The 26,423-nt window shown below is 63.0% G+C and carries 27 protein-coding genes; 14 read left to right on the forward strand and 13 right to left on the reverse strand.

Annotated features, from left to right (window positions below; translation table 11 throughout):
* Positions 1–248 precede the first annotated feature (248 nt).
* The 11 genes from AB3X96_RS38695 to AB3X96_RS38745 form a co-directional block, all read right to left on the reverse strand.
* Positions 249–1,397, reverse strand: coding sequence for a hypothetical protein (locus AB3X96_RS38695; protein ID WP_368593898.1), 1,149 nt, complete (start codon positions 1,395–1,397; stop codon positions 249–251).
* Positions 1,398–1,467: 70 nt separating this feature from the next.
* Positions 1,468–2,913 carry a helix-turn-helix transcriptional regulator gene (locus AB3X96_RS38700; RefSeq protein ID WP_368593899.1) on the reverse strand — a complete coding sequence of 482 codons (1,446 nt, stop codon included), beginning with the start codon at positions 2,911–2,913 and terminating at the stop codon, positions 1,468–1,470.
* Between the two features lie 256 nt (positions 2,914–3,169).
* Positions 3,170–3,973 (reverse strand): type III secretion system export apparatus subunit SctT, encoded by an 804-nt coding sequence (gene sctT / locus AB3X96_RS38705; protein ID WP_368593923.1) that lies wholly within the window; start codon positions 3,971–3,973, stop codon positions 3,170–3,172.
* A gap of 43 nt (positions 3,974–4,016) precedes the next feature.
* Positions 4,017–4,517: a hypothetical protein gene (locus tag AB3X96_RS38710; RefSeq protein WP_368593900.1), complete on the reverse strand. Its 501-nt coding sequence runs from the start codon at positions 4,515–4,517 to the stop codon at positions 4,017–4,019.
* Positions 4,514–5,869 (reverse strand): type III secretion system ATPase SctN, encoded by a 1,356-nt coding sequence (gene sctN, locus AB3X96_RS38715; RefSeq protein WP_368593901.1) that lies wholly within the window; start codon positions 5,867–5,869, stop codon positions 4,514–4,516. Before sctN ends, AB3X96_RS38710 begins: the two co-directional genes overlap by 4 nt.
* Positions 5,866–6,888 carry a type III secretion system stator protein SctL gene (gene sctL, locus AB3X96_RS38720; RefSeq protein WP_368593902.1) on the reverse strand — a complete coding sequence of 341 codons (1,023 nt, stop codon included), beginning with the start codon at positions 6,886–6,888 and terminating at the stop codon, positions 5,866–5,868. The genes sctN and sctL overlap by 4 nt, the downstream gene beginning before the upstream one ends.
* Entirely contained in the window at positions 6,882–7,529 is a 648-nt protein-coding gene (locus AB3X96_RS38725) for a type III secretion protein HrpB4 (protein WP_368593903.1), read from the reverse strand. The genes sctL and AB3X96_RS38725 overlap by 7 nt, the downstream gene beginning before the upstream one ends.
* Before the next feature lie 15 nt (positions 7,530–7,544).
* Positions 7,545–8,366: a type III secretion system inner membrane ring lipoprotein SctJ gene (gene sctJ, locus AB3X96_RS38730; RefSeq protein WP_368593924.1), complete on the reverse strand. Its 822-nt coding sequence runs from the start codon at positions 8,364–8,366 to the stop codon at positions 7,545–7,547.
* Positions 8,366–8,794: a hypothetical protein gene (locus AB3X96_RS38735; protein ID WP_368593904.1), complete on the reverse strand. Its 429-nt coding sequence runs from the start codon at positions 8,792–8,794 to the stop codon at positions 8,366–8,368. Before AB3X96_RS38735 ends, sctJ begins: the two co-directional genes overlap by 1 nt.
* A gap of 32 nt (positions 8,795–8,826) precedes the next feature.
* Positions 8,827–9,306, reverse strand: a complete 480-nt coding sequence (locus AB3X96_RS38740) for an HrpB1 family type III secretion system apparatus protein (protein WP_368593905.1) — start codon at positions 9,304–9,306, stop codon at positions 8,827–8,829.
* 74 nt (positions 9,307–9,380) lie between these two features.
* A complete protein-coding gene (locus tag AB3X96_RS38745) occupies positions 9,381–10,481 on the reverse strand; it encodes a hypothetical protein (protein ID WP_368593906.1) in 1,101 nt (366 codons plus the stop codon).
* A gap of 339 nt (positions 10,482–10,820) precedes the next feature.
* Here AB3X96_RS38745 and AB3X96_RS38750 point away from each other — a divergent pair, with 339 nt between their 5' ends.
* The 13 genes from AB3X96_RS38750 (at position 10,821) to AB3X96_RS38810 (ending at position 23,589) form a co-directional block, all read left to right on the forward strand.
* Complete coding sequence (locus tag AB3X96_RS38750) at positions 10,821–11,015, forward strand: hypothetical protein (RefSeq protein WP_368593907.1); 195 nt, start codon at positions 10,821–10,823, stop codon at positions 11,013–11,015.
* 76 nt (positions 11,016–11,091) lie between these two features.
* Positions 11,092–12,177: a type III secretion system export apparatus subunit SctU gene (gene sctU, locus AB3X96_RS38755; protein ID WP_368593908.1), complete on the forward strand. Its 1,086-nt coding sequence runs from the start codon at positions 11,092–11,094 to the stop codon at positions 12,175–12,177.
* 40 nt (positions 12,178–12,217) lie between these two features.
* Entirely contained in the window at positions 12,218–14,263 is a 2,046-nt protein-coding gene (sctV, locus tag AB3X96_RS38760) for a type III secretion system export apparatus subunit SctV (protein ID WP_368593909.1), read from the forward strand.
* Between the two features lie 9 nt (positions 14,264–14,272).
* Entirely contained in the window at positions 14,273–14,929 is a 657-nt protein-coding gene (sctP, locus tag AB3X96_RS38765) for a type III secretion system protein SctP (protein ID WP_368593910.1), read from the forward strand.
* A gap of 111 nt (positions 14,930–15,040) precedes the next feature.
* The gene (gene sctQ / locus AB3X96_RS38770) at positions 15,041–16,033 is read left to right on the forward strand and encodes a type III secretion system cytoplasmic ring protein SctQ (RefSeq protein WP_368593911.1); all 993 of its coding nucleotides are present in this window, start codon (positions 15,041–15,043) and stop codon (positions 16,031–16,033) included.
* The gene (gene sctR / locus AB3X96_RS38775) at positions 16,017–16,664 is read left to right on the forward strand and encodes a type III secretion system export apparatus subunit SctR (RefSeq protein WP_368593912.1); all 648 of its coding nucleotides are present in this window, start codon (positions 16,017–16,019) and stop codon (positions 16,662–16,664) included. Before sctQ ends, sctR begins: the two co-directional genes overlap by 17 nt.
* 7 nt (positions 16,665–16,671) lie before the next feature.
* Positions 16,672–16,935: a type III secretion system export apparatus subunit SctS gene (gene sctS / locus AB3X96_RS38780; protein ID WP_368593913.1), complete on the forward strand. Its 264-nt coding sequence runs from the start codon at positions 16,672–16,674 to the stop codon at positions 16,933–16,935.
* Positions 16,932–17,852 carry a hypothetical protein gene (locus tag AB3X96_RS38785; RefSeq protein WP_368593914.1) on the forward strand — a complete coding sequence of 307 codons (921 nt, stop codon included), beginning with the start codon at positions 16,932–16,934 and terminating at the stop codon, positions 17,850–17,852. The genes sctS and AB3X96_RS38785 overlap by 4 nt, the downstream gene beginning before the upstream one ends.
* Positions 17,853–17,918: 66 nt before the next feature.
* On the forward strand, positions 17,919–18,956 hold the full coding sequence (locus tag AB3X96_RS38790) for a hypothetical protein (protein WP_368593915.1): 1,038 nt from the start codon (positions 17,919–17,921) through the stop codon (positions 18,954–18,956).
* Entirely contained in the window at positions 18,953–19,240 is a 288-nt protein-coding gene (locus AB3X96_RS38795) for a hypothetical protein (protein ID WP_368593916.1), read from the forward strand. Before AB3X96_RS38790 ends, AB3X96_RS38795 begins: the two co-directional genes overlap by 4 nt.
* Positions 19,241–19,333: 93 nt before the next feature.
* Complete coding sequence (locus AB3X96_RS38800; protein WP_368593917.1) at positions 19,334–19,594, forward strand: hypothetical protein; 261 nt, start codon at positions 19,334–19,336, stop codon at positions 19,592–19,594.
* Positions 19,595–19,681: 87 nt separating this feature from the next.
* Positions 19,682–20,137 (forward strand): molecular chaperone Tir, encoded by a 456-nt coding sequence (locus AB3X96_RS38805; RefSeq protein WP_368593918.1) that lies wholly within the window; start codon positions 19,682–19,684, stop codon positions 20,135–20,137.
* Between the two features lie 152 nt (positions 20,138–20,289).
* Positions 20,290–23,589, forward strand: coding sequence for a hypothetical protein (locus AB3X96_RS38810; RefSeq protein ID WP_368593919.1), 3,300 nt, complete (start codon positions 20,290–20,292; stop codon positions 23,587–23,589).
* Between the two features lie 76 nt (positions 23,590–23,665).
* Here the strand turns inward: AB3X96_RS38810 and AB3X96_RS38815 are convergent, their stop codons facing one another.
* Positions 23,666–24,298, reverse strand: a complete 633-nt coding sequence (locus tag AB3X96_RS38815; protein WP_368593920.1) for a hypothetical protein — start codon at positions 24,296–24,298, stop codon at positions 23,666–23,668.
* A 39-nt stretch (positions 24,299–24,337) separates the two neighbouring features.
* On the opposite strand from AB3X96_RS38815, the gene AB3X96_RS38820 reads away from it, so the two are divergent.
* On the forward strand, positions 24,338–25,108 hold the full coding sequence (locus AB3X96_RS38820; protein ID WP_368593921.1) for a TetR family transcriptional regulator: 771 nt from the start codon (positions 24,338–24,340) through the stop codon (positions 25,106–25,108).
* Positions 25,109–25,512: 404 nt separating this feature from the next.
* Here AB3X96_RS38820 and AB3X96_RS38825 read toward each other — a convergent pair.
* On the reverse strand, positions 25,513–26,423 hold a 911-nt coding region (locus AB3X96_RS38825; protein WP_368593922.1), incomplete at its 5' end, for a hypothetical protein.

Consider the following 26,423-nt stretch of genomic DNA (forward strand, 5'->3'; position numbering starts at 1 on the left):
CGAACTCGCCGGACGATGACTTCCCCGCCCAAGCGCCGGCCATTCAACATCCTACTGATCCGTCCGAGCGTCCCCATTGCAGGATCCAATTTGGGAAGGAGTCGAGCGATAGTGAAGAATGCGAAAGAATATCGGCGCTGTCCTGACGGCGCGCCGGGTTGACCGCTTCGCCTCCCAAACAAATAAAAGCACGGCGGTGTTGCAAACAGCGCCGTGCTTACTCAGGTGCGCGAAGCGAGACCTGAATATCAGTTCACGACCGGCCCGAAGTTACAGCCGGCAGGAGCGTTCAGCGTTGTCGCCGGACCGACGAACAAGGTGCTCGGCACCGTCGCGCCACTCGTTGCGAGTTGCCCATGAGAGAACACCGGCACGCCGAACGGCGTGTTCGCGCTGATCGCGGCCAGATCACCGAGGTTGTCGAAGCAGATGCCGTTCGGCGCGTTGAGCGTCGTGTTGCCGTTGACGGTCGTCGGACTGAGCGTCACGGCGGGCGTCGGCGCGCCGGATGCAACCAGGTTCGCCTTGCCAAATTCAACCACCGTGTTCGGCGGATTCGCGTTGCTCGACCAGAGGTTGCCCATCGCGTCGAACACCAGAGCCCAAGGGGCTTGAATCGAACCCTTGCCGTTGTCCGACAGCGTGACATCCGGTGTCAACGAGACGGTGCCCGGCGTCTTCGGCAGCTTGGCGGCCAGGAACTCGAAAATCGTCGTGCTGCCGTTGTTCGCCACGAACAAGTTGCCGTTCGCGTCGAACACGATGCCGAGCGGGCCGTTGAAGGCAGGCGTCGACGTGATGGTGATCGACGGCATCACGTTGCCCGAGGTCGCGGCAAGCTGTGCGGGCGTGAAGACATACACGGCGTTCGCTCCGTTGTCCGACACCCAAAGGTTGCCAGCCGGATCGAACACTGCTTGTTGCGGAAACTTGAATGCCGCGGACGAGATCGACACATCAGGGACCGGCGTCTTCATCGTGCCGAGAGCCGCCTGCTGCGCAGGCGTGAACTTGCGCAGGCCCGGAGCCACGGTGCCGCCGGCGATCACGGTGCCGCCATCGATCACCCATTGGTTGCCCGCCGCGTCGAAGGTGACGCCTTGCGGGGCGCCGAAAGAGCCGCTGTTGTTCATGACGTGCGGCACGGCGGCGCTTGCGCCCGGGGTCAGTTGCGACGGGATGTATTCAACGACGTTCGTGCCGTTGGCGATCCACAGCGCCTTGTTGACGACCGCGGGTGGCGGCGTGGCGGTGGTCGTCGTTTTCGTCGTGCTGCCGCCTCCGCCGCCGCCGCACGCGGCCAGGAACGCGGCCGTTACGAGGGCGCACGCGAGCGTCGCCTTGGTCGAAAGGCTTCGCGTCTTCGCTTGCTTGCTGGTTTCGCTGGATTGATACATGGCTTGAACCTCTTGTCCTTGCGGGGTGAAGTGGGTTGAGTGAATACAACTGAGTCGACAGTCGGACTCGTCAGCGCGACAGCGTCTCTGACGGAGCCTCCTGGAATTGCCTGCGATAGCCGTTGATGAGCGTGGAGCGGTTCGTCACGCCCCACTTCGAGGCGGCGTCGATGACGCTGGTGTGGCCACCGTTGCCGGCCAGCAGTTCGCCGCGAATTCGCTCCATGCGGCGCTTGCGGATCACCTCCGTCGGAGAGATGCCGAGGTGCGTCTTGAAGGCAGCCTGCAACGCGCGCTCGGTTACACCGATCACCGCGGCGACCTCTCGCACGGAAAGATCGCGCTGGTCGAGATGCTCCATCAGATAGCTGTAGGCGCGCCGGTAGCGAGCCGGCAGGCGAGCGCTGACATCGTCCGTCGGCGCATGCATGCGGTTTTGAGGGGCGCCGGACGGCGCGAACGCCGACGACTCCGCCCGCAGCGTCTGCATCGCGCGCAAAGCGTAGCGCCCGAAGTAGTCGAGCGATTCGTCGTTGCGCCCCTGAAGGCGGCACGCCTTGGCCATGCAATAGAGGTACTCGAGTTGCCAGCGCCGCGAGCCTGCGCCGCGCAAGCCCTCGCGCAAGGGTTCCAGCACGCTTTCGGCGGCATGGGCGGCGTGGGCGATCACGGCGGCGAGCGCGACTTCCAGCCGCACCGCACGCTGATAGTCGTGAATGCCGTTGACGTGGCTCCAACCCAAATGCGTCTTGATGTCGGTCATCGCGCTGGCGCGCCCGCTTGCAAGCTGACTAAGGCGCTCGAGGTAAGCAAGGCGCATCTGGACGATGGGGATCTCGGGCGCGCCCCGGCTGGCGGCTGCCGTCGCGAGTTCGGCCAACACGTCCCGCCCGCTGCGCGAGGCGTGCTCGTGCATCCCGGAGCGCCAATACACGTGGTCGTTCAGCACTTCCGCCGTGCGGAGCTGGTTTTGCACGGTAATGTCCGCGACAACCGCGTGGACGAGGGCGATCCAGCGCGCGTCGGGGTGCGCCAGGCACGCGTCGGCCAACTCCTCGATCAACTCGCAGACGACCGACGGGACACCGATTTCGTGCACGACGAAGATCTCTCCAAGGAGTGCTTCCATCTTCCTTTCAGGAGACGCCTCTGCATCTTCGCGAACCCGGCGGAAACACATCTGCGCCGTGCTCAGCCGTGCATGAAAGAAGGCTTGCCATGCGGCATTCCGGGTCGATTCGACGCGCAGCAGAGACTTCTCCTGACGGATAGTCTTGTGCGCCTTGCGGTAGAACTCTTCCGCATCCTCATGACAGGCGAGCGCCGATTGGATATCCGCGTAGCGCTGAAAATCCTTGTGAGTCGGCGCACGCACAGCATCGTAGACATCGGCGGCGCGAGCCGCCGCCAACGACGCTTCGGCAAGCTTGCCGTCGAACACCTTTTCCCAATGCGTTGCGGGGATGTCGCGTTCGGTCAACACGGAGATGACCGGGAAGTAGATGAATGAATACATGACGCTCGATTCCTCTGTCGACGGCTGGCCGTCTCATCATTCGCAGTATGGAAATGATGTTAGGGGAACGAGCTTTTTAGATTCTCAACAATCGTGCGTAATTAAGGCCCTAGCTTGTTAGCAGATGATTCATGGCGATTTGAGAAATTAACTTCGATGTACTGATTTTGAATCGGCTCGCGAGATTGCACGTCATGCTGTTTCCAGCCGGAAACAGCGAGTTTCCCGCAGAACGCCAATTGTGTTGGACAACAGACTAATGTGCCGACACTAATGCATGCAGTTGCATGGACAACGCGCGCAGCGAAATTTCATCCTTGACCTGATCGATGAAGATGGAGACGAACAACGCCAGCAACAACAGCGTCACGGCACCCTTGATCGGCTGACTCAACGTCGAAGGCTCGAGCTTGTCCGCGGCTTTCGCGATCAGGCCCAGGCTCAGATCGATCAGCGCCAGCATCAACAGCATCGGCATGGCCAGCTTCGTGGTCATTTGCATCAGCGTGTCGGTTTGCTGGATCACGAAGGTTTCGGTGAGCCCAGGCATCGACGGGAGCCCTGCGGCGATCGGCCAGATCTTGTAGGACTCGAAAATCGCGCCGAGCAGGAACGTCATGCCGCCAAGCGCCCAGAACACGGTGATCACTAGTTGCCCGAGCAGATTCGACACCGGAGTGCTCTGCTCGCCGCGCAAGGGGTTCGAGACCTGCACGTTGTTGTACCCTGAAAGGTCGTCGATGTAGGCGCCGACGCTTTGCGCGATCCAGAACACCGAGGAGGCAGCGAAGCCGAGCACGAGACCGATGATTCCTTCCTTGATGGCGTAGATCGCCAAACCACTCGTGGTCATCTGATCGACGAGCTCGTGCGGCTGGCCGAACGCGACATACGCGCCGAAGATGGACGCGACGGCCGCGCGATTGGGGCCTGTGAGCACTTCGTCCGACATGGCGGGCAGCACCATGAAGGCGACCAGCATGCGCAAGCTGCAGATCAGCAGCGTGGTGACGAAATGATCCCATGAGTGCCCCATCTGCAGCAGATCGAAGGGCAGCATTTGCAACGATACGTTCATTGTCCGGTTACTCCGACGCGGCCGCTTATCGGCCCGCTTGCGCGCGGGCACGCGCGCCATGTGCCTCTTCGGCTTCCTCGTCCTGCATGTCCTCGACGGCCAGGGCATGCGCCACGGCCAGTTCCTTGAGGCTGGCCTCGAGCGCCTCGAGCTGAGCGTCGTTGCGTGCGATGTCGTGCTGTGCGTCGGCAAACGCCTGCTCCCGCTCCCACACCGCTCGCTCGGCGCCCATGACATCGGCCTTCGATCCCTCGACTCGCGCAACCAGCACCTCGCGAAATTCCCGCAGCGACATCAGCTCGATCGCCGAAAAACCGGACGGCGCGTCGAGCAACTCAGCCAGCCGGCCGTCGTGGGCTTCGACCTTTTGCTCGTGCTCGAACTGCTCGGCGCGCCTCGCCTCCAGTTCGTCCTGCGCGCGACGCACTTCGGCACGCGCTGCGACCAACGCCTTCTCGAGTCGCGGCGCAAGGCGCTTGCGCCGCTGATGCAGAAGCGAGAACATTTTGTGTCGCGTGTCGTTCATCCGACGAGACCGAAAAGATCGCCGACGATTTCGTCAAACGGTCTCAAGTCGTCGGTGCGCTGACCGAGGAACGCCCGGATGTCGTCGATCTTCTCGATCGCTTGGTCGCCCACCAGGTCCTGGCCCTGTTGATAGTCGCCCACCTGCAGCAAAGTCTCGACATCTCGATACTTGGCGAGCAGCTCGCGCACGCGCCCGGCCGCTTCCTGGTGTTCGCGCCCGACGATCTGCGTCATCACGCGCGACAGGCTGCCGAGCACGTCGATCGCTGGATATTGGTTCTGCGCCGCGATCGCGCGCGACAGAATCATGTGACCGTCGAGAATGCCGCGCACCTCCTCGGCGATCGGGTCGCCACCCGATTCGTCTTCGGCGAGCACGGTGTAGAGCGCCGTGATCGAGCCGGTGGCCGACGTCCCCGCGCGCTCGAGCAGGCGCGGCAGTTCCGCGAAGATGGAGGGGGGAAAGCCGCGGCGCGTCGGCGGCTCGCCGGCCGCGAGGCCGATTTCCCGCTGCGCCCGGGCGAAACGAGTCAGCGAATCCATCATTAGCAGGACCCGCATGCCCTGGTCGCGAAAATACTCGGCGATGGCCGTGGCGGCGTAGGCGGCCTTGGCGCGTTCGATGGACGAGCGATCGGACGTCGCACAGACGACCACCGACTTCGCCATTCCGTCCTCGCCCAGAATGATCTCGACGAATTCGCGCACTTCGCGCCCCCGCTCACCGATCAGGGCGATCACGTTGACGTCGCACTGCGCGCCGCGCGCGAACATGCCCATCAGCGTCGATTTGCCAACGCCCGCCGGCGCGAAGATGCCCATGCGCTGGCCGACGCCGAGCGTCATCAAGCCGTCGACGATGCGCACGCCGGTCGGCAGCGGTTCGACGATCACGCTGCGCGTCATGGGATCGGGAGGGGCGGCGATGATCGGCCTAAGCTCGTCGTGGTCGAGCGGCCCGCGGCCGTCGATCGGCTCGCCCAAGCTGTCGATCACCCGCCCGAGGAGCCCCGCTCCCACCTTGACCGACAGCGGGCGGCCCAGTCCGACCACACGCGTCGAGCGCGACACGCCGGTCAGGCTGCCGAACGGCGACAGGATCGCGACGTTGCGCGAAAAGCCGACGACCTCGGCGCGCTGCAACAGCTTGCCGTACCGGTCCTGCAATTCGCATAGGTCGCCAAGGTTCGCATCCAGCCCGGACACCTTCAATAGCGTGCCCACCACCTCCATTACCTTGCCGGTCTGCACGTAGCGCGGGCGCGATTGCAGTTCGCGCTCGATCTGATCGGTCAGCGCGGAAAATGGCCCGAGTGTCACCATCCACTCCGAGCGTTCGTCGACGGTCATTCATGCACCTCGTTCAGCTTGTCGTCGTGCTTCGAATCGTCGTCGTAGCCACGCTCGACTTCGTCGTAGTCGTCGTAGTCGTCGATTTCATCGTATTCGCCGTGTTGGTCCTCTTCGCCGAACTCGCACTGCTCGCCAATTTCGCGGCCCTGCGCATCAAAGTCGCCATCGTCGTCATCGTCGTCATCTTCGAGGTCGCGCTCTTCCTCGCTGTCCTTACCGTCTCGAGCGTGACCGTCGTCATCGTCGAGCGCCATCGGAGCAACAACCTCATGCGGCATCGCGCAGGTCTGCGCGGGCGGTTGCGAGCATTCGACCAAGCCCGCGACAAGCGAATGCTTGAGCGCACGTTCGACGGCCGAGCGGATCGCCTGCAACTGCGTATCCAGACTCGCATCGATCACGCCGTAGTCCGACTCGCAAACGCACGACCCCACCGCGAGCCGCTTGTCGGGCGTCACCTCGATCGCGAGCCGGCGCGGCGCGGCCTGCGCCAATTGGGTGAATGTGCGCACGGCTGTGTCATAGTCGGCGACACTCACCGAAATGCGCAGATACGTCGCCCCTTCGGAGATCTTGTCCAGGGTCTTGAGCGCGCGTTCGAAAAGCGCCTGGGGCTGCTCTGCGAGCACGATCTGCTCGACGGCCGCCGTGATCAGCTCCGCGAGGCGCTCGCGCATGCGCGCCTGTACCGCGCGCGCATCGGTCATCGCATCGAGATTGCGCCGATGCCAGTCGTCGAGCGCGGCCTGCTGCCCGGCGGCAAAGCCGCGCGCCTCGGCGCCCTCGTACATGCGCCGCGCCTCGTCACGCATCCGCCGCGCTTCCTGCTCGGCCTCTTCGACGATCAAGGTCGCCTGCTCCTCGGCGAGCTGCAATACCTGTTGCCGGTCCTGTTCTAGCTGCCCGTAGGCTTCATCGAGTTCGACGGCATGGCCGAACACCTCTCGGCGCAAGATGTCGCCGTCCACCCCGATTCGGCTGGCGGGGTCGTCGGCGCTGCGTAGCCAGATCACCATGACAGCTCCGGAAAGAAGTCGGAAAGGCGTGTCATCAGCATCGCGCTGTGGTCGCGCTCGCCGGGTGCGCTCGCCACGCCCGCCAGCCACGCGGGTTCGACCCAGTCGCGCGGAAACGCGAATCGCATCAGTCGGAGCAATGCCGGGTCATCCCATGCGCCCGTCGCTCGAAGGAGGCAGAAACCGTCCCAGGCGAGCGCGAGCGCGCCGCGCTGGGTGAGGTCCTCGCGCATATCGAAGGGCGTGTCACCCTTGAGCGACGAGACCCAGGTCAGCACGGCGGCGCTGGCCCATTGGCGCAGCATCAGCCGGCGCGGCTTGTCCACGCAGCGCCGCACCGCCGAGCGGTACAGCATCAGCGCGCGGCCGCACGTCACCCGCATCAGATCCGCACTTGGCAACACCGCGACGCCATGCCCCGCGGAATGGAACGCTTCGATCAGCGGCCGATGCGAGGCGCCGCCCCAGACCGCGCGCGACGCCGCGCGTATGACTTGCGGAGCATGGCGGTGATGCGGCCCGCACATGCGCGCGAACTCGCCCGTCCACGACGGATCGGCCCACTCGACGAGCGTATCCACGTTCTCCTGATAGCGCGTCAGCATCTGGGCGACCTGCGCCGCATCGGGTCGTTGCCACATCGTTGCTTCTCGCCGTCAGTTCGCGTTGCCGGCCGGTCCGACCTTGCGCCCGCGCGTGAGCCGGCGCCACTGTTCGGCGGCGCGATGAACGAGCCGGCTCGACAATCCGGCATTCGGATCCCTTTGTGCCGCACGCTTGACGAACAGCAGCGCCCAGATGCCGCCCAGCAGCACGAACAACGCTGCCACGGCGGAGGCGGGACCCCAGGGCACGGAGCTCGATCGCTGCGAGCCCGCGAATCGCGCAGGGTCCGCCGCCACCGAAGTCACGCTGACCTGCTCGTACGTGAGGCCTTCCACGCTGTGCACGACGAGGTTCTTGATCGCCGGGGTCAGCGTGTCGACGTTGGTGTCGCGCCGGTACTTGACGAACACCGAGGCGCTCGACGGCTTGATCGTCGTCGACAAGGGATCGTTGTTCGGCAGCACGATGTGCACCTGCGCGTCCACTACGCCGTCGATCTGCGACAGCGTGTGCGACAGTTCCTGCTCGATGCCGTAGATGAAGCGCACGCGCTCCTCGGTCGGCGTCGAGACGAGACCGTCCTTCTTGAACATCTCGCCGAGATTGGTGAACTTTGCCGACGGCAGGCCGTGCGCGCGCAGCACGTCCATCGACTGCACTAGCTTGTTATCGTCAACGGAGAGCGTCCAGGTCTTGCCGCCATCGGACGTTGCCTTGTCGGCGTCGATGCCCTGCTCCAGCAGGGCCGCCATCATTTCGTTGGCATCTTGCTGAGTCAGGCCGTTATAGAGTTCCTTGTGGCATGCCGCGAGAAAAAGCGGCAACGCGAGCAGCACGACGGCGCGGCCCAGGCGAAAGTCGGAACGTTTCATCATTGGTTCTTCAACAAGGTTTGCAGCGAACTCTTGCTCGATTCGACGACGCCCTGCTTCGCCTGCATATTCGCCGTGGTGAGCGAAATTTCCATCGACAGGCGTCCGGCCTCGGCAATGGCGGTCGTCGCGGGCATCGTCGCGGATGCCTGCGAGAATCCGCTGATATCGGAAACCATCTGCTGCATCGACGCGTCCTGCGAGTCGATCGCCCGGCGCACGACGTTCTCTCCGTTCGACGCTTCGACATGCCGGGACTCGACGATTGCGTGGCTGTCGCCCGGTTGCGAACTCATCAGATTCTGGAACTTGTCGATCTGCTCGGCGCTCGGCTGCACGATGCTGTGCGTGCGGCCCATAGCCGCATCGGCGCCACCGCCGAGCGGGGACGGGTCGAACATCGTCGCCATCGAGATTGTCGGATCCATTGCGCGGCCCTCGGTCGGTTCAGGGAAGGACATCAGGCGCGCAGGTATTGCGCGGCCATCTCGTCGAAGCCCGCCGTTTGCGCGGCCGCCGAATCGGCGGACTGGGCAGGCTCGACTCCGGCATCGGGTGCGGCAACGCCCAACATGGCGCGTGCGAGCGCCGTCGCCTCGGCGTTGTTGTTCAGCTCGAGCACTTCGTTGGCCACCAGGCGCCAGCCAGAGTCGCCCGTCATATAGAGGCAGTACGCCAGCAGCGCCTTGCCGTAGCTCCATTTCGCCGATGCGGTGTCGAGACTGCGCAACACCTGAATCGCCTCGGCCCAGCGGCCGCGCCGAATCTGCAACCAGGCCTCGAACGTCTCGAGTTCCGGAAAATCGCTGCGCAGCACGCGCAGGGCGTTGAGCACCGCTTCCGAATCCTGATCGTAGTTGCGCTGGCAGCCGATGCTGACCGTTTCGATCAATGCGGAAACGAGGGCTTTGGGATAGTCCTGGTAATTCATGCGATTCATCTCTGTTCAAGGCGTGGCAAAGGATTGCCACGCTGCGGTTCGTATCGGTTTCGAGGCGTTTTCACGCAACGGATTCACTTGTTGCTGTCATCGCCTCCGGCGGCTTTGATGATCGCGTCATCATTGCCCGTGTTGCTCGCATCGGCGTCGGGAGTGAACCATCCGTTGTTGGAGAACCAGCCCTTGGCATTCTGTCCATCTTTGTAGTACTGATCCTGCGACACATTGCTGCCCGGATCGTATGTGTTATCTGTCGATCCGTTGACATTGACGTCGATATCGTCCTCGACATGGCGCTGGATGGATTGCAAATCCTGATCCACCTGATTTTTGGCCGACTTTTCGTGGTCTTTATCCCAATCATTGACGTCTTTGCCATTGGCAACATAGTCCTGAGCGTTTTGCCATGTTTGCTCGTCTTTGAACAACTGCTGGATCATCGGGTCGTTCGGATCCATTTGTTCGTCGGCGGCGAGATAGTCGGTTTTGTCCTTCCTGGCCGAGTTGTCCGTGCTGGGGCTGGAGCTGTTGCTCGTGTTGTTGCTCGTGCCAGGACTGTTGCACGTGCTGGAGTTGTTATTGGTACTTGACCCGCCATCGGCCGGATTCTTGGGAGCATTCGGGTTCAGCGGGATCGATCCGGTCGCGGCGGCATCCGGATTGCTCGAGCTGCCGCTTTGACACGACCCGTTACTGCCGCCGTTGTTGCCCAGACTCTTAGGGTCGATGCCTCGCGCGCTCAGGTAGTCGTTAACAAGAGTTTGAATGTCATTCTGCTCGGCGCTTGTCAGCTGCGGCCCGCAGTTCCCCGGCCCCATGTTGCCCATGTTGCCCATGTTGCCCATATTGCCCATGTTGCCCATGGCGGCTGTCATACCCTGCATCCAGTCATCAGGGTCGCAACCGAAGCCCGACATCGGCCCAAAGGGATTCTCACAGCCGCCAAACTGATTCCCACAGCCTCCCATCATGGGGCCGAAGTTGCCGCCCATCATGGGACCGTAGTTGCCGCCCATCATGGGACCATAGTTGCCGCCCATCATGGGACCATAGTTGCCGCCCATCATGGGACCGTAGTTGCCGCCCATCATGGGATTGAAGTTGCCGCCCCCTGGTCCAAAGTTGGCGTGCGGCCCTATCGCAAAGGGCGTATTTGGCAAAACACACGTACTCATGCTCTATCCTCCGAATCAGATACAAGTGACCAACCGCGATCAAACGATATCCGAGCCGCCAGGGCGCACCCCCGGTCTGCGCGAAGTAGAGGCGAGCCGCGCGAAGTAGCACCTTGTAACTTTTTGCCAACCTGTAACACCTCGCTTACATTCGAGGCCGGCGAAACCGGGAGCCCACCCGGATCCTCAACTTTCCCCCCTCGTCTTCGCAATCTCCCACGCTTCTTCGCGCGCGCATCCACTGGTTTCCCGCCGCTTGCGTAAGGTTCGCATTGGATGTTCATTCGTTGTTCAACCACGCGACCTTCCCGTTCGCCTTCACCTTCAAGAGAAGCAAACATGGCTATTTCCACCGCCTACAATTCGGCCACTCAATCCGTAGTTCAGCAGAACGGCGGCATGCCGTGCGCCAATGCGTTTGGGGCCCCGGAGAATAAAGATCCCTCCGACTCCGGCGACGTCAACGAAAAGAGCGAGCAAGCCCTTAATGCTCTCCTAGACGTAGCCTCGACAGCCGTGGGTTTTCTTCTCTAAGCCTGCCCCTGCTCGCCAGAGCTTCTCAGCTCCGCCGCTTTTGATGTCCATTCCTCTTCGCTGACGCACCACCCGCATGGCCGAAAAGACCGAACAGCCAACAGAGAAAAAGCTGCGTGACGCCCGCGAAGAAGGGCAAACCGCCCAAAGCCACGATCTCACGGGCGCCGTCAGCCTGCTGCTGGTGCTGCTCGTGGCCGTGGCGGGTGGCGACTTCCTGTCGGGCAAGCTCAAGCAGATCGTTCAGATCGCGCTCGACGGCGTTTCCGCCGATCGTTCGCCCGGCGCCGTCACGCGCGTGTGGCTGGATATCGCCAGCCAGGCCGTTTTCCTGCTGTTCCCGTTCGCGCTCGTCGCCGTGCTCGGGGCCGTGATGGCCCTCATGCCTCAGGTCGGCCTGCTCATCACCATGAAGCCCGTCGCGCCGAAGCTCTCCGCCGTGAGTCCGGCCTCGGGCATTCAGCGCATCTTCTCGCTGAAATCGCTGCTCGAACTCGGCAAGATGCTGATCAAGGCAGCGCTGCTCGGTGCGGTGCTCTACCAGTCGGTGCTGATGCTGATTCCGCTCATCTCCGGCGCGGCCTTTCAGCCGGTCAACGCCATCGTCGTGTTGAGCTGGCATGCCGTGCTGCGCGTGATCGGCGTCGCGGCGCTCGTGCTGTTGGTGATCGGCGCGGTCGACTTCAAGATTCAGCAGTGGCTGCTGATCCGCAGAAACAAGATGTCGCTGGAAGATATCAAACGCGAAAGCAAGGAATCGGAAGGCGACCCGGAAATCAAGAACAAGCGCAAGGAGCTGGCGCGCGAACTCGCGAACTCCGCGCCGTCCAAGGCTGCGGTCGGCTCGGCGAACGTCGTCGTGGTCAATCCGACGCACTATGCGGTCGCCCTGCGCTACGACCCCGCCGAATTCGGCCTTCCGCGCGTCGTCGCCAAAGGCGTCGATCAATACGCCGCCCACATCCGCGCGTACGCCCGCAACGCCAATGTGCCGATCATCGGCAATCCGCCCGTCGCGCGCGCTCTCTACAAGGTCCAGCTCAACAACGGCATCCCCGAAGAACTGTTCGAGACGGTCGCCGCCATCCTGCGCTGGGTCGACAGCCTGTCGGACCCCGACGGGGCGCCGCCCGTCGGCGGGCCGCCCGGCGTGCTGCTCTGATGCGCCCCGCCCCGTGCACGCAAGCTAACCAAGGACCCGCATGTTCAAGTCTATAAAGATGCCCGTCGGCGGCGAGGCTGCGATCGCGGCCCTTGTCGTCGCCATCATTTCCTTGATGATCCTGCCTCTGCCGACGCTGCTCATCGACGGCCTGCTCGCCATCAACATCACGTTGAGCGTCACGCTGCTGATGGTCACGATGTACGTGCCGACCATCCTGCAACTGTCGGCGTTTCCGTCGATGCTGCTGTTCACGACGCTGTTCCGCCTCTCCTTGAACATCGCGTCGACCAAGTCGATCCTGCTGCACGCCGACGCCGGGCACATCATCGAAAGCTTCGGCGAACTCGTGGTGGGCGGCAATCTGGTGGTCGGGCTCGTGGTGTTCCTGATCATCACGACGGTCCAGTTCATCGTGATCGCGAAAGGCTCGGAGCGCGTCGCCGAAGTCGGCGCGCGCTTCACGCTCGACGCGATGCCGGGCAAGCAGATGAGCATCGACGCCGACCTGCGCGCGAACCTGCTAACCGGCGAAGAGGCGCGCAAGAAGCGCGCGATGCTCGCGCTCGAAAGCCAGTTGCACGGCGGCATGGACGGGGCGATGAAATTCGTCAAGGGCGACGCCATTGCCGGCCTTGTGATCACGATGGTCAACATCTTCGCCGGGATCGCGGTGGGCGTCGCCTATCACGGCATGAGCGCCGGCGAGGCGGCGAACCGCTTCTCGATCCTCTCGATCGGCGATGCGATGGTCTCGCAGATCGCGTCGCTGCTCATCTCGGTGGCCGCAGGCGTCATGATCACGCGCGTTTCGGACGAGCACGAGAAGGGTGGCAAGTCCCTCGGCGAGCAGATCGGCAGCCAGCTCGGCGGGAACTCGCGAGCGCTCTTCGTTGCCGCCCTGCTGCTCGTCGGCTTTGCCGCGGTGCCGGGGTTTCCAGCGCCGCTGTTCCTGCTGCTGGCGGCCCTGCTCGCGTTTATCGGCTACAGGCTGGAGAAGCGCAAGAGCGCCAGCGACGTCGAACAGGGGGGCTCCGCCGCGTCCCTGCAGCGCGCCGGCGCGAAGGGCGAAAGCCCTGCGATTCTCGCGAAGGCGCCACAATTCGCCGCGCCGCTTGGTGTGCGCGTTTCCGAGGAGCTCGCCGCCTATCTGTCTCCCGAGATTCTCGACCGCGCCTTCGGGCCGGAACGCCGCCGTATCCAGGAAGAGCTCGGGCTGCCGTTTCCCGGCATCACACTCTGGCGTCACGACGATCTCAAGGGGTCTTCGTACGAGATCCTGCTGCATGACGTGCCGTCCGCGAGCAGCGAACTGCCGACCCACCGCAGCCTCGTGCTCGAAGCGGACGAAACGTTGCGCGCGCAATGCGACACGGTCAACAGCGTCGGCGGCATGGCGACGAGCCTCTGGATCGATACGACAAAGCTGCCGGCCTCGGGCGTCGTCTCACTCAACGCGGAGCAGGTGATGTCGCGGCACGTCGCGAACACGCTCAGGCGAAATGCGCACGTCTTCATCGGCATCCAGGAAACGGCCTACATGCTCGAGCAGTGCGCGCTCGAGTATCCCGGTCTCGTGGAGGAAGTGAAGAAGGCGCTGGCGACGCAGAAGATCGCCGACGTGCTGCGCCGGCTGCTCGAGGAACAGATCTCGATCCGCAATATCCGCAACATCTTCGAAAGCCTCGTGACGTGGGGCCCGAAAGAGAAGGACATGCTGATGCTGACAGAGTATGTGCGCGGCGACCTCGGCAGGATGATCGCGCATCGTGCGACCGGCGGCGCGCCGCAGTTGCCGGCGATCGTGCTCGATCTGCAGGTCGAACAGCTGATCCGGCAGTCGATCAAGCAGACGCCGACCGGCAACTTCCTCGCCCTGCCTCCCGAGCAGATCAATGCTTTCGTCGGGCGGCTCGAGGCGATTTGCGGCGGCGTGCGCCCCGATATCGCGGTCGTCACCTCGATGGACATCCGCCGCTACTTCCGGCGCATGATCGAGGCGCGCCTCAGCTGGCTGCAGGTCTATTCGTTCCAGGAGCTGGGCGGTCACGTGCAACTCAAGCCGGTCGGCAAGCTCGCCTTGTAAGGATTCGGCATGGGCGGTCACAGCCATCGCAGCGTGCGCGTCGTGCCCGGCCCAGCGCACGAGCATCCATCATCCTCGCCGAAGCAGCCGTCGCGCTCGGCCACCCACGCCTATGCCGCGCTGATGAAGCGCGGCCGGCAGACTCGCGAGCGCACGCCGGCCGGCGCGGACAGCGGGCTGCTCGACGACGACGCCCTCGCGCTCGCCGCCTATCAGTCGGCGCTCTCCGGCATCGATGTCGGCAGAGAGCGCAACGACCACGGCCAGGACGCGCAAGGCGACTCCAATCCCGACCCGAACGGCGATTTCGCTCCCGAGCAGCGCGAGCTGCTGACGCACCTCCCGCGGATTGCCCAAGCGCTCGGCATCGCTGGCGCGCTGGCGGGGCACGATTCCACGTTCGCAGGGAAGCTGGCGTCGCGCATCGCGCGATTCTGCGGCGAACCGTCCGTCACCTCGGCCGGCGTGTGGGAGGCAAGCGTACCGCTCGCGCCCGATACAGTTGCTGACACAGTCTTACATTTGTCACTTTCGCCCTACCGGCTACTGCTTCGCTTCGAGACCTCGAACACCCGGTCGCTGCAATTAATCTCGCTGCATAGCAATGCCCTGCGCGAACAGCTCGCCGCGCTGCTAGGCCCCGAACGGGAAATCGAGATCGCCTGACACGTATCGCGCCTGATTCGCTTGTAGATCAACGGAAACACGATGAAGCTCACGCCACCCACCGTCACGTCGCTAGCCGGCCAGCTGCCGGCTGTCGCGCCGTTGGCCGCCATGCTCTCGCGCGTGCTGGCCGACGCGCGGCTCGCGCGCTGGCTCGATGCGGCGGCCCAGGCGATAGGCGTCGAGGCAGTGACGGATTCGGCGCCGTTCGGCACCCCTGCGTTCATCGTGCTGACGGGTTCAGCGGGCAATGCGCGCATCGAAATCGACATCGACGAGTTTCCCGCGCTCGGGCCGACGATCACGGGCAGTCCGCTGGCCGCGGAAATCGCGACGCATCTGCTCGGGCCGTGCTTGTCCGCACTTCGCATACTCGGCCTGCCGGAGCTAACGGTGCGTTCGATCGGACCGCTACCGGTGGCGACGAACCGCGCTGTGCAGATCGCGGTGCATGGCGACGCCATGCGCTTTCGCTTCGCGCTCGTCCATCTCGACGAACCGCTGTCGCAGGCGTTGACTCAGCGGATCGCGGCCCAGCGCGGCGTGGCGTACCGCGGCCTGGCGCAGCTGCGACTTCCCGGCCGGCTCGTGCTGGGCTTGAAGCGGATGCCGCTCGAGCGGTTGCGCTCGCTGCGTCCGGGCGATGTCGTGCTGGGCGCGACGCCCGTCGGCGCGCGCGCGCTGCTCGTTGACGCCTCCAGCGTGGCTGCGAATCACCAGTGGGGTTCCGCAGAAGCCGGACTCTTGATCGCGCGAGGCAAGCTCTCGCACAGCACCTTCGAATTCACGGAACCCTTGCAGATGATGGATGACCCTTACGGCGGCCTCGCCGCCCACCCCGCTACCGACCGCGACGCCCCCGTCGCGGCGGACGAGCTCGATATACCGGTCCAATTCGAGATTGACACGCTGGCGCTGCCGATCGCGCAACTCAATGCGCTGCGCGCCGGCTACGTCCTCGACCTGCCCGTCCCCGTCGCCGAGGCCCGCATCCGCCTGACCGCTTACGGCCAGACGCTCGGCTTCGGCCAGCTCGTCGCAATCGGCGAACACCTCGGGGTTCGCATCACTGAACTAGCGCAAGACCATGTTGCGGATTCCTGACCTCAACGGGCTGTTTATCGTCGTCCTCGCGATCTCCGTCATCCCGTTTTTCGCGATGGTCGTCACTTCGTACACGAAGATCGTGGTCGTGCTCGGCCTCGTGCGCAACGCGCTCGGCGTTCAGCAAGTGCCGCCGAACATGGTGCTGAACGGCATCGCGATCATCATCTCGGCGTACGTCATGGCGCCGATCGGCATCGCCGCAATGGGCAACTTCAAGCCCGCCCAGGGCGCATCATCGGCGCAGAATGTCGTGTCCGGTTTTGACGCCGCCCGCGAGCCGTTCCGCCAATTCCTGAAGAAGCATACGGGCACGGGCGAGATTCAATTCTTCCTGCGCTCCGCAGGGTCGATCTGGCCGAAGGAGCAGGCGCAGGAGCTCAAGCCCGACGACCTGATCGTCCTTGCGCCCTCGTTCACGCTGACCGAGCTGACGGACGCCTTCAAGATCGGCTTCATGCTCTATATCGCCTTTGTCGCGGTCGACCTTATCGTCGCAAACGTGCTGATGGCGATGGGCCTGAATCAGGTTTCGCCGACCAACGTCTCCATCCCGTTCAAGCTGATGCTGTTCGTCGTCATGGATGGCTGGTCGCATCTGATCCATGGCCTCGTATTGACCTACAAGTGAGCAACTCATGGATCTCGACACCGTCATTCGCTTGACCTCGCAGGGCCTGCTGACGTGCCTCTATGTCTCGCTTCCGGTGGTAGTGGTTGCAGCCGGCGTGGGTCTCGCCGTGTCGTTCGTGCAGGCGATCACGTCGATGCAGGATTCAAGCATCACCTATGGCGTGAAACTCGTGGCCGTGACGATCACGATCGTAATCCTCGCCCGCTGGGGCGGCGCGCAAGTCGAAAGCTTCGCGGAGGCCGCCATGAACGCGGCGTTTTCACGATGATCCGATCGGTATCGAACCAATCGGCGCACCACGCGCAAGAGCTGCATATGGAGCAGCCGCGCGGGGACACGCAGCGCTCCGAGCAACAGTCCGCGAATCGGACCCGCTCGAATCGCGCGCGTCTGCGCCGGGTGCGACAGCGGCGCGCGCTCGAGGCACGCCTCTTGGAGAACAAGTGCCACAAGCCGGCAAAGCGTGGCGCGCTGAAGTCGTTCAGGGCGCATTCGGCGCGGATCGAGGCTCGCAAGCATCGCGACGCGCGCGCCGAACGCGCTCGCTCCTTCGCAAACCAGCGTGAACTGAATCCGCGCGACGGCCTTTCGATCACAGACCAAGGCGGCAATCGCGGCGGCCAACAACGTGATGAAGACGAACAGCATGAAGATCATTTCAGCGACGAGGAACTCGATCCGCTGACGCCGGAGGTAAAGCTCTCGCAGCGCCCGCGGGGCGCGTCCGCCGCACGCGCACTTGCGGATGCCGGTATCGCAACCGTATCCGTCGACGCTGTTCCGCCGTCGGACGGTCCTGAAGCGGTACATCCGCATGGCGCCGCGCTCGCGCAATTGGCGGAAGGCCTGCTGGCCGTGCGCGACCATGCGATCAACCAGCCGCATGCGCCGTGGCGCCCGCTAGTCGCCAAGCTGCAGGCGGACTATCAGCGAGCGACGCACGCGACCCAGTTCGAGGAGCTGAGCGTGGACGAGTTGAAACGCGTACTGCTCGAAGTCCGCGCGAAGCGAGCCGCCCCAAGCGGCGAACCACCGACGCTGCCGGTTCGCGAGCTGAACCTGCTGCTCCCTCTGATCCTGCACAACGTCACACGCAGCGCGCCGTCCTCATACAAGTTGCGTGCAGCCGATGTCGGCGAAGCGCTCGCGGTCATGCCGGCTGCGCGTGTGATTGCGCTCGACTGACGCATGGCAACGAGCCCGCATGAATTTGAGCCACGCAACCAGTAACCCGAATACGATTCGCCCGACATGAAACTCCTTCGCATCCTGACCGGCATTCACGCCGGCGCATCGATCCCGCTCGGCGCCGGGGATTATCGCGTCGCCGCGGACGACGACGCAGACGTGCAGATCAGTGACTGGCAGCACGCGCCCCTGACGATCACGATCGCCGTCGACGGCGGTGCGTCGGCGCAGCGGCAAACGGACGCCGAGGCCAGCATGGAAGCGGCATTCGTGCCGCTCGCCGATTACGCGCCGCAGCGCTTCGAAGACGTGGTGCTGTGCCTCGGGCCGGAAAACAGCGAGTGGCCGAGCGACGTCGAGTTGCTGAACAAGCTTCTCGTCAAAGAGGACGAGAGCGTCGTCAACATGAAGCGGCTCGTTGCGCTCTCCAATGTCGAGATCGGGATCGGCCGGCGCAGAGTCAGCGCTTTCACGCTGGTCGGCATCGCGCTCGGAGTGCTTCTGATCGCAACGGTCGGGCTGTCGATGGTGAGGAACACGCAGGCGTCCGAAGGCTCGGACACCGCGGCTACGGCGCGGCGCATCGAGAGCCAGCTCGACGCCTCAGGCATCAAGGGACTAAACGTGCAGCCGCAAGGCTCGAGCGTTGTCGTCTCGGGCATGGTGGCCTCGCCGTCCGACGACCTCGGCGCGCGCGCCGTACTGGACAAGTTCGATGCCAACGTCGTCCAGCGCCACTACGACGTGGCGTCCGCGCTGGCGCAGAGCATTCAGGAGACGTTGGCGGTGCCGGGCGCGCAGGTTCGCTACACCAACCACGGCGCGTTCACGATATACGGCGACGTGGCAAGCCTGAGCGGCCTGAACGACGCGATCGCCCGCGTGCGCGCGGACCTCGATCCCAATGTGAAGCGGCTCGATGTCGCCGCCACGGAAAGGCCGCCGGCCGAGAGCAGCGTGCCGTTCACCACGATGATGTCCGATGGCACCTACAAATATCTGCAGACGCCGGATGGCGTTAAGCACTTCAATGTCGAAGACACGGCCGAACAGAACGTAACTGATAACGCAACCACGGCCGCAACCGCAACCGGGCCGTGATCGGCGGCGAACTTAACGTAAAGGAGCTTGTTATGTATGAATCGTTGGACGACGCAGTATTGGGCGATCTGAAGGATCTGTCGAAATGGATCGGCGCGTCCGATTCAGCGGCACGCGTGAGCCGCATCTGCACCGCGCTGCGCACCGCCTCCGGGGCATGTGGCGAAGCACGTCGGCAATCGGACGACGATTTGACACGTCATCAGATTGCCAAGCTCGACGAAGGCTTCGCCGCAGCCGCACGGATTGTGGCGCGATTTTCGGAAGACTCGCGCGCCGGCTAGCGCGATCGTAAGTTGTCCTTTTGCTGTGGAGAACAGCAAAATTCTTTGCGCCATGTGGGTGCGTTCTGCAAAAGTGTATTTAAGGAGCAAGTCATGGGTTTTGGAAGTTCATTCGGAAATTTACTCGGCAACGCTGGCGCTGGCTTCATGAACGGCATGGGCATGGGTCCGTTTGGGATGGGGGGGATGCCACCGGAAGCCGCCGCCGGTGCTGCGATCGACCAAATCCAGCAGGGTGCTCAAGCATCGTTCGCGATCAACGAGGCGCAGCAGCAAGCGTCTCTGATTGAAGCCGTTGGAAACGCGGCAAAGAGCGCCGGTCAAGCCGTGGAGCAAGCGTCAAAACCGCAGTAATAGCGCCGCGATGCCACTGAAACGCTTGCGAGCCGCATGCCGCCGCTCGCAAGCTTTATTCTTCGTCTTACGAGGCACCTGCACCCCGTGAGCTGGGAACGCTTCACCGAACTCGTGACCGATCTCTGCGACATCGTCGGACTGCACGATCCGAAAGCCGTGATCGATCGCCGGATGATCGACGTGGAAGGCTTCGACGTCATGCTCGACCATGTCGAGAACGACCTCGGCGCGATGTACATGAACTTCCACTACGGCACCGTGACTGCCGGGCGCACGCTCGTCGTCTTCCGCCTGATGCTGGAAGCGAACCTGCTCGTCTATGCGCAAGACCAGGCGCAACTCGGACTCGACGCGGACACGGGCGGCATCATCCTGATCGTACGGATCCCTTTTGGCCCTGGCGTCAGCGGCGAGTGGCTCGTCGACCTGCTCGGCCATTACGCCGAGCATGGCCGCTATTGGCGAAAGAACATTCTGGAGTCGACGGACGAAATGTTCGAAGGCATCGCAACGGGAGAGTTTCTGTGGATCCGCAGTTAGGAGGGGCAGGTTTTTCATCGCGCCGTCGCGCCGTCGCTTCGTCGCATCATCGTTAGCTTCCCATTCCTGGCTTGGATTCGATCACGTGAGCTTATTCTTCGATCACATTCCCTGCTAACCCGAAATCGCCAGCAGCGACCGGGCCGACGACCATGTCACTGAAAGCATTTCCGTTCAAGTTCGGCCCGCACGTAAGCAACGAGCACCCTGCCGGCGGTCCTGCTCCCCTACGAGCAAACCAAAAGGCCTCGAGCGGCAAGGCGCAGCTCTCCGGCAAGCCGCAGTTGGCGGAAGTCCTTGGGAAGTTGCACCAACGGCTGACGCCCAGCAATCCCAGCAACGCTTCTCGCTCCACGAGTTACGGCTTTTGGGTTCGGAATCACAACGGCGAGATCGACGTCGACGTCGAACACGCAACCGCCCCCTACCAAACGCCATGCCCGCCCGAGGACCGAGCGTTGCCTCCCGGTAACGGCCCGCAACGCGTTCGCCACGTCAAGGCCGCGGTGAAGGGATTGGCCGAACTCGTGGACAATCGAGCCGCGCCACGGCCCAATTTGCCGGCACCGCTTTCGCCTCGAAGCGAAATGGCGACAAGCCAAAATGCAGCGCTCGACGCATTGGAGCGCGCGCACATCGATGAGGCCGCGTGCCGCGCGTGGGTCGCGAATCTCTTCGGCTCGGACTCGAGCGAGCGCATCTGGCGCTCACTCGTGCAAGTCGCTCGCAAGCAAGACCATTGGCATCCGTACGAACAGCACGTCGTGCTCGCCCAGGCGCTGCATACCGCCTGCATCGGCGACGGGCCGGCAGCGTCGAAGGCTGCCGCGCGCCTTGCAGAGTGCATGCCGCCGCGCACGGAGCGCGTGACGCAGGCGCCCCGGCGCAGCGAGATCGATGCGTGGCATGCGGCGCAGTTGCTGAGCCGCTCGGGGATCGGCCGCAAGCTTCTGGAGCGGCTTGCGCACCTGCACGCGCCTCATGCGGTGTATTCCCTCGGCGCGGCATCCGCCCCTCCCCGCCCTGGCGCCGCCCTCACGCAGAACAACGCCAGCGCACAGGCTCAGCGCCAGTGCAACGCGATGCGAATGTACCTTCAGGCACGCGATTACCTGGTCGAAAAGACGCAAGCCGACGCCACCGCTTCGCCCGACGCGTTGATCGCGCAACTCGATACGCTTCGCGTGGACCCGGAGTGCGCGCTCGCCGTCGATGCGCTGCGCGCGGCGCGCAAGCTCTTTCATCAGCCGTCGCTGCACAAGGTCGATTTGACGGACGACGAACGAGTTGCGTATTTCTCCTGGCATCAGGGCTATCGCTCGAGCGCACCTGGAAGCGACCTCGCGAAAGTCAAGGCTCGGCTCGGCAAATCCGCTACCTGGATCAACCGGGCTCTGCAGCCAAGTACCTTGCTGCAGCGGCTATCCAGGTTCATCGGCAAGAACAAGACGCCGTTCGACGCCATGATGCGCCACGGCATGGGTGCCGCTCATCTGCAATGGCCCGCGGTCGAGCGTGGATACTTCGACGAAGCCGTGGCCGAGGCGATGAGCATCGCCATCGACCGGTTGCGCGAACGCATCCGGCAGACACCCAGCGCCATTGACTTGACTCAGTTTGCCGAAGCGCTCGCGCGGCTCGAATACTGGCGCGACGAATCGAAGAACGAGCGCTTCCGCACCCTGCAATGCGACGACGACGCCCTGGCATCGGTGCGGGAGCGCGCGCTTCGCATAATCGACGAACGGGCCGCCTCGCGGTACCCCGAGGACGCGCGCGACATTGCACGAACGATGATCGAGCGCGGCAGCGCACTGAAACGCGATGTGTTCGACTTGCGCATGCTGGAGAATCTCGCCGCCGACACCCGGCTATTCCAGCCGGCAGACGACATCGGGAACGACACGCGCGACACTTTTCTTCAATGGGTCGGCACCGCGCGAGGCGTTCAGGACGCGCATCACATCGACGTCCAGTCCCGCACCGTCGATGGCATCAAGCAGGCCACCCGTCTCGTGATCGACAAGCTGATGCTCGGCAACTATGCGGCATTCGTCGACGGCGGAGTGTCGGGCCTTGATTTCGGCAATTTCTTCATCAATTTGCTGCCGCTATCGGCTCAGCCACTCATCACCGCCATGGGCGGTAGAGTCGCAACGTTCGGCATTTCGGGCGAGCCGCCCGCCGGCGGGTTGAAATTCGGTTCCACACGCGTTCTCAAGATAGAGGGCGGCTGCGGCGCCTTTGGCTCACTCCCTTTCGCTAGCACAGTGATCAGCGGCTATCTCGGCGGTGAACTCAGCGCACGACTGGCTCACAATTCAAGTCAATACACCGGGGTCATCGTTCGGGCCGTCAAGCAGACGCCGGACAACGGCGAATGGCGCGAGCAACTGCAACGCGTGAACGAGTTCATTCTCGATTTTGCGGCCGAAAAAAATGGCCGCGAATCGCGTTCACCCGATGCGCTTTGGTCGGCACTCGCGCATCAATTCTTCGATGAACCCGGCTTGTCGATCGGTTGGATAGACGAACGCACAGATTCGCCGAGTGTCAGCGCCACCGCTTGGGGCGGACTGAAGCTCGGGCTCTCATCGATTCTGGACGGAAAGTTGCGCGCCGGCCCCGGAGGCTGGCTGACGGGGACGTTCAGGCCGCATGATCGCGCGCGACTGCGCAACACCGGCGGCACACATCAGATCGACATCGCCACCGACAGCAGGATAGGGACCATCACGGCAGGACTCGGGGTCAGCGCTTCCCCGCCGTCGGTTACGGTCGGCAACGGCCAGGGGACGATCCAGTCCCTCAGCGTGGCCGGGGTGCCGGTCTATTCCTGGTCGGAGGAAACGCATCGCTCTGACCAAACGGCGAGCCTTCGCGTGATGTTCGACGAATACGGTCGTGTCGACCACCGCAACACCCATCTCGACAAGGAAGCCGCCGACGCGCAAGCCCACGAGAAACACATCCGGGGAAACTGGGACGTATGGACGAACGGACCGGATTCGGCCGCCGCGCTGGAGGCGCATCTGGACGAAGTCAGGCAGGCGTCCCACCACAAAAATCGGAACGTCGGCGAGCGCTGGAGCCTGCATCCCGCCGCTGCACAGCAGCTCGACGCCTACGCGGCCGCAGCGGAGGCGCTCCACGCCGAGATCGCCGCAAGCGCCGACCTGCGCGCCCCCAGTGTGCGGACCGCCAAGGACAAGTTGCGCAATATCGACGAGCGGCGCGCGGCGGTTTTCGCCGATCCGAAGTCGTGGACGCCTTTTTGTTTATTCAGTTACGGCTGGGAATACGACAACAAGCCGACGGTGCTTCCCTTCCCGTTCTTCACCGCGACGACGACGAACGGCGTCGTCACCACCCGCGAATTCCAAATCATGCCTGCGTCGAAGATCACGGAGATGAATTGGCCGCCTGGGCGTGGCGTGGATCGGGCGGCCTAAAAGGGCGGCCTGAAGCCAGCGTCGCAGCGGTTGGCTCGAAGGTCGCCTCCGGGCGGAGGCGGCGGGTTGTGGTTCGTTATCTGCGGATCGCTTCGAGAATGGCTTTGCCCACTTGTTTGAGAGCATCTCCGAGCGCCCCCATCTCGTCGGCCATCATTTGGGCGAAGCCGACCCGCTCCGACAATTTGCCCTGCATCGTGTAGAGGGATTCTTGCAATTCGGCTCTGCGCTGCATTTCTTTTGCGACAGACTCCATACCGGGAGGGGGAGGCGGGACTTGTGGCGGCGCAAAATTGTGTTGCAAATGCGATGCCGATGTGGCTTCCGGGTTCGGGAAGAGCGGCGCTGCGGTGTACGATGGAACTGGATCACGCCGGGCCAAGTCGTCCACCACCTCAAGCTGTTCGTCAATCCAATTCGCGTTGGGTTTCAATGGTCCCGAGACGCTCCCGTCGAGCGTCGCAGTGCTATCAGGTCGGGATGTCGAGACAGAAGACCCATTCGGACTCGCTCCATCCATCGTCACCTGCGGCTGGCGTTTCTGTGGCACGCGCGACTCAAGCCCAAGGATGCTCGTGCGGACACTGCTTGTCGGTGAGGGTTTCCGGTCCTGTTGCTCAACACCGCCATGTATTTTTGCATCGTACAAAGTGCGGGTCACTTCCGGAGTGCGAGAAACACTTCCAGGGCGGCTTACTTCTATCGTCATATTTACCTCGTCCGCACCTTTGCCGAAGCCCCATGCTTCATGGCGCAGTACCCTAAAGTCGCAAGTTTGCCCTGCTCCATTCGCTTGCGGGCGCGGAAACACGCACACTTCGCTCGTCGTACGAAGCGTTGGCGGCCGGATGCTAAAATTGCCCGCCATACCTCACCGTCTTCCGTCATGGACCACGAATCCCGCAAGAAGCAACAACTCGTCGACGTTGCCCTGCGCCTGTTCAATCGCAGCGGTTTTCATGCGACGGGCGTCGATACGCTGCTGGCCGAAGCCGATATCTCGAAGTCGGTGTTATACAAGCACTTCGGCTCCAAGGACGAGCTCATCGTCAACGCGTTGCGGCAGTTGACCGAGCGGGCACGCGCGGCGTGGGACGCGGCGCTCGAGAATCGCCGACGCACCCCCGAACAGAAATTGCTAGCCCGCTTCGACGAGCTGAAACATGCCGTCGAGAACGGTGTGTTTCTGCGCTGCATTTTCCTGCAATCCTGCGGCGAGTACGACGAAGGCCATCCCATCCATCAAGCAGCCTTGGACTACAAGCTTGCGTCGCTCGAATTCACGGGTGCGCTCGTCAATCAACTCGACGTGCGACGCCCTGCCCAACTCGCCCGCGAGATCGATCTGATTCACGAAGGAGTCCTGGCGAAGCTTCAGACCAAACACGACGTCGCCTGCATCGCCGACGCCAAACGCTTGGTGAAGCAGATTCTCCAAGCGGGAGCGGCCACCAAGAAGCGCACTGATGCCTCGCTTCGTAGCGGCCGGAGAACGCAGTCGATCGATGCGTCACAGTAATTGGGCGTTGATGGCGCCCTGCGATGCATCCTACGCATGCGACGCTCGCCAAGGCGAGGGGCGCACGCCGGAGCATCGACCATGCTTAGCGGCGGAACGTCCGCATTGCCGCTTCGGCGATATGAGCGTTGAGCATCAGGAAGTTTGCGACAGCCAGAAGCGAAGCGATGAAGAATGACTTTTTCATAAGAAACTCCGTAGGTAAGTGAACCGGCACATGCGATAAGACCGGCTGGGAGTATTAGACCTGAGTCGGCATACCCCTGGCCAGTCAAAGCTTGTAACCCACGAAGGACGTTTGTAACCCTAACGGCTGCGCCGTAAATAACTGTTAGCGCTTCGTTTTTCCGCTGGGACATGCGGGTTGCAACGCACGTTCATTCTTCATCTGTGCCGCAGTCCAGCTATGCGCGCGTGCTTTCTCCGGGAGCCGAGAGCCCCAACCACGTCCGCCCCTGCTCACGGACGTGCTGGAATTGCATAAGCCTCAGCACATCGGGTATGTACGGACTGCCGTCTCTGCTCTTCACTTGAGTGGCAACTTTCATATAAGCCGCCCAGTCCTCATCTGAAATCTCGGTATAGACATTCTCAATCAGCCACTTGTACGCTTCAACCGAATCATTCTTGATGGCTTCAGTGAGCGGGTCCGTCCCATTTGGCGTACGAACCTTAAGATTCTCGCCGCGTTGCTCGGCCGCTGTGAGATATTCGACGTCGTTCACTCTTGCGGCGAGATGGATTTTTCCACCTCCCACTTTCGTGACCCTTGCTATCTCGGACGGATACGCATTTTCAATACTCCTCGTACCCGTTCCCCAAAAACGGCCCGTGGTCCATTTGACAGATGGATCGTGAGCTTCGGCCTGCCAAAAACGGACCAGGATGCCAAAATCGTCCTTGGTCGTCACACCTCGCTTGGCAATTTCGATCGGATTTTCCCGCTTCGCGTTGCCGGTCCGAACCTTATACAGACTTGGATCACGATCTAGCAGAACTTGCACCAATCTTTCGGCGTTTTTGTCGAAGCCCTTGGCCGCGTAGTGAATCGGAAGCTTGCCCTTATTGTTCGGCAGCCGCAAATTAGCATCCCTATCAATAATGAGTTCGACCGCATCCATCACGATTTCCGTTTTGTGAAACGGATGATGTACGGTCGAGCAAATGACCGACATGACCGGCGACTGACCGTAAGCGGCCAGCAAACCCGTCTTGGCGAACTGAACTAGCGGATGGGATCCGCCGGTTGCCAGCGATGAGGCAGCAATGCTGCGATGTCGCTGGCCTTTTGAGTCGGCAATCGGGTGAGAACGTC

It is taken from the genome of Paraburkholderia sp. BR13439, from assembly GCF_040948805.1.
Taxonomy (GTDB): domain Bacteria; phylum Pseudomonadota; class Gammaproteobacteria; order Burkholderiales; family Burkholderiaceae; genus Paraburkholderia; species Paraburkholderia youngii.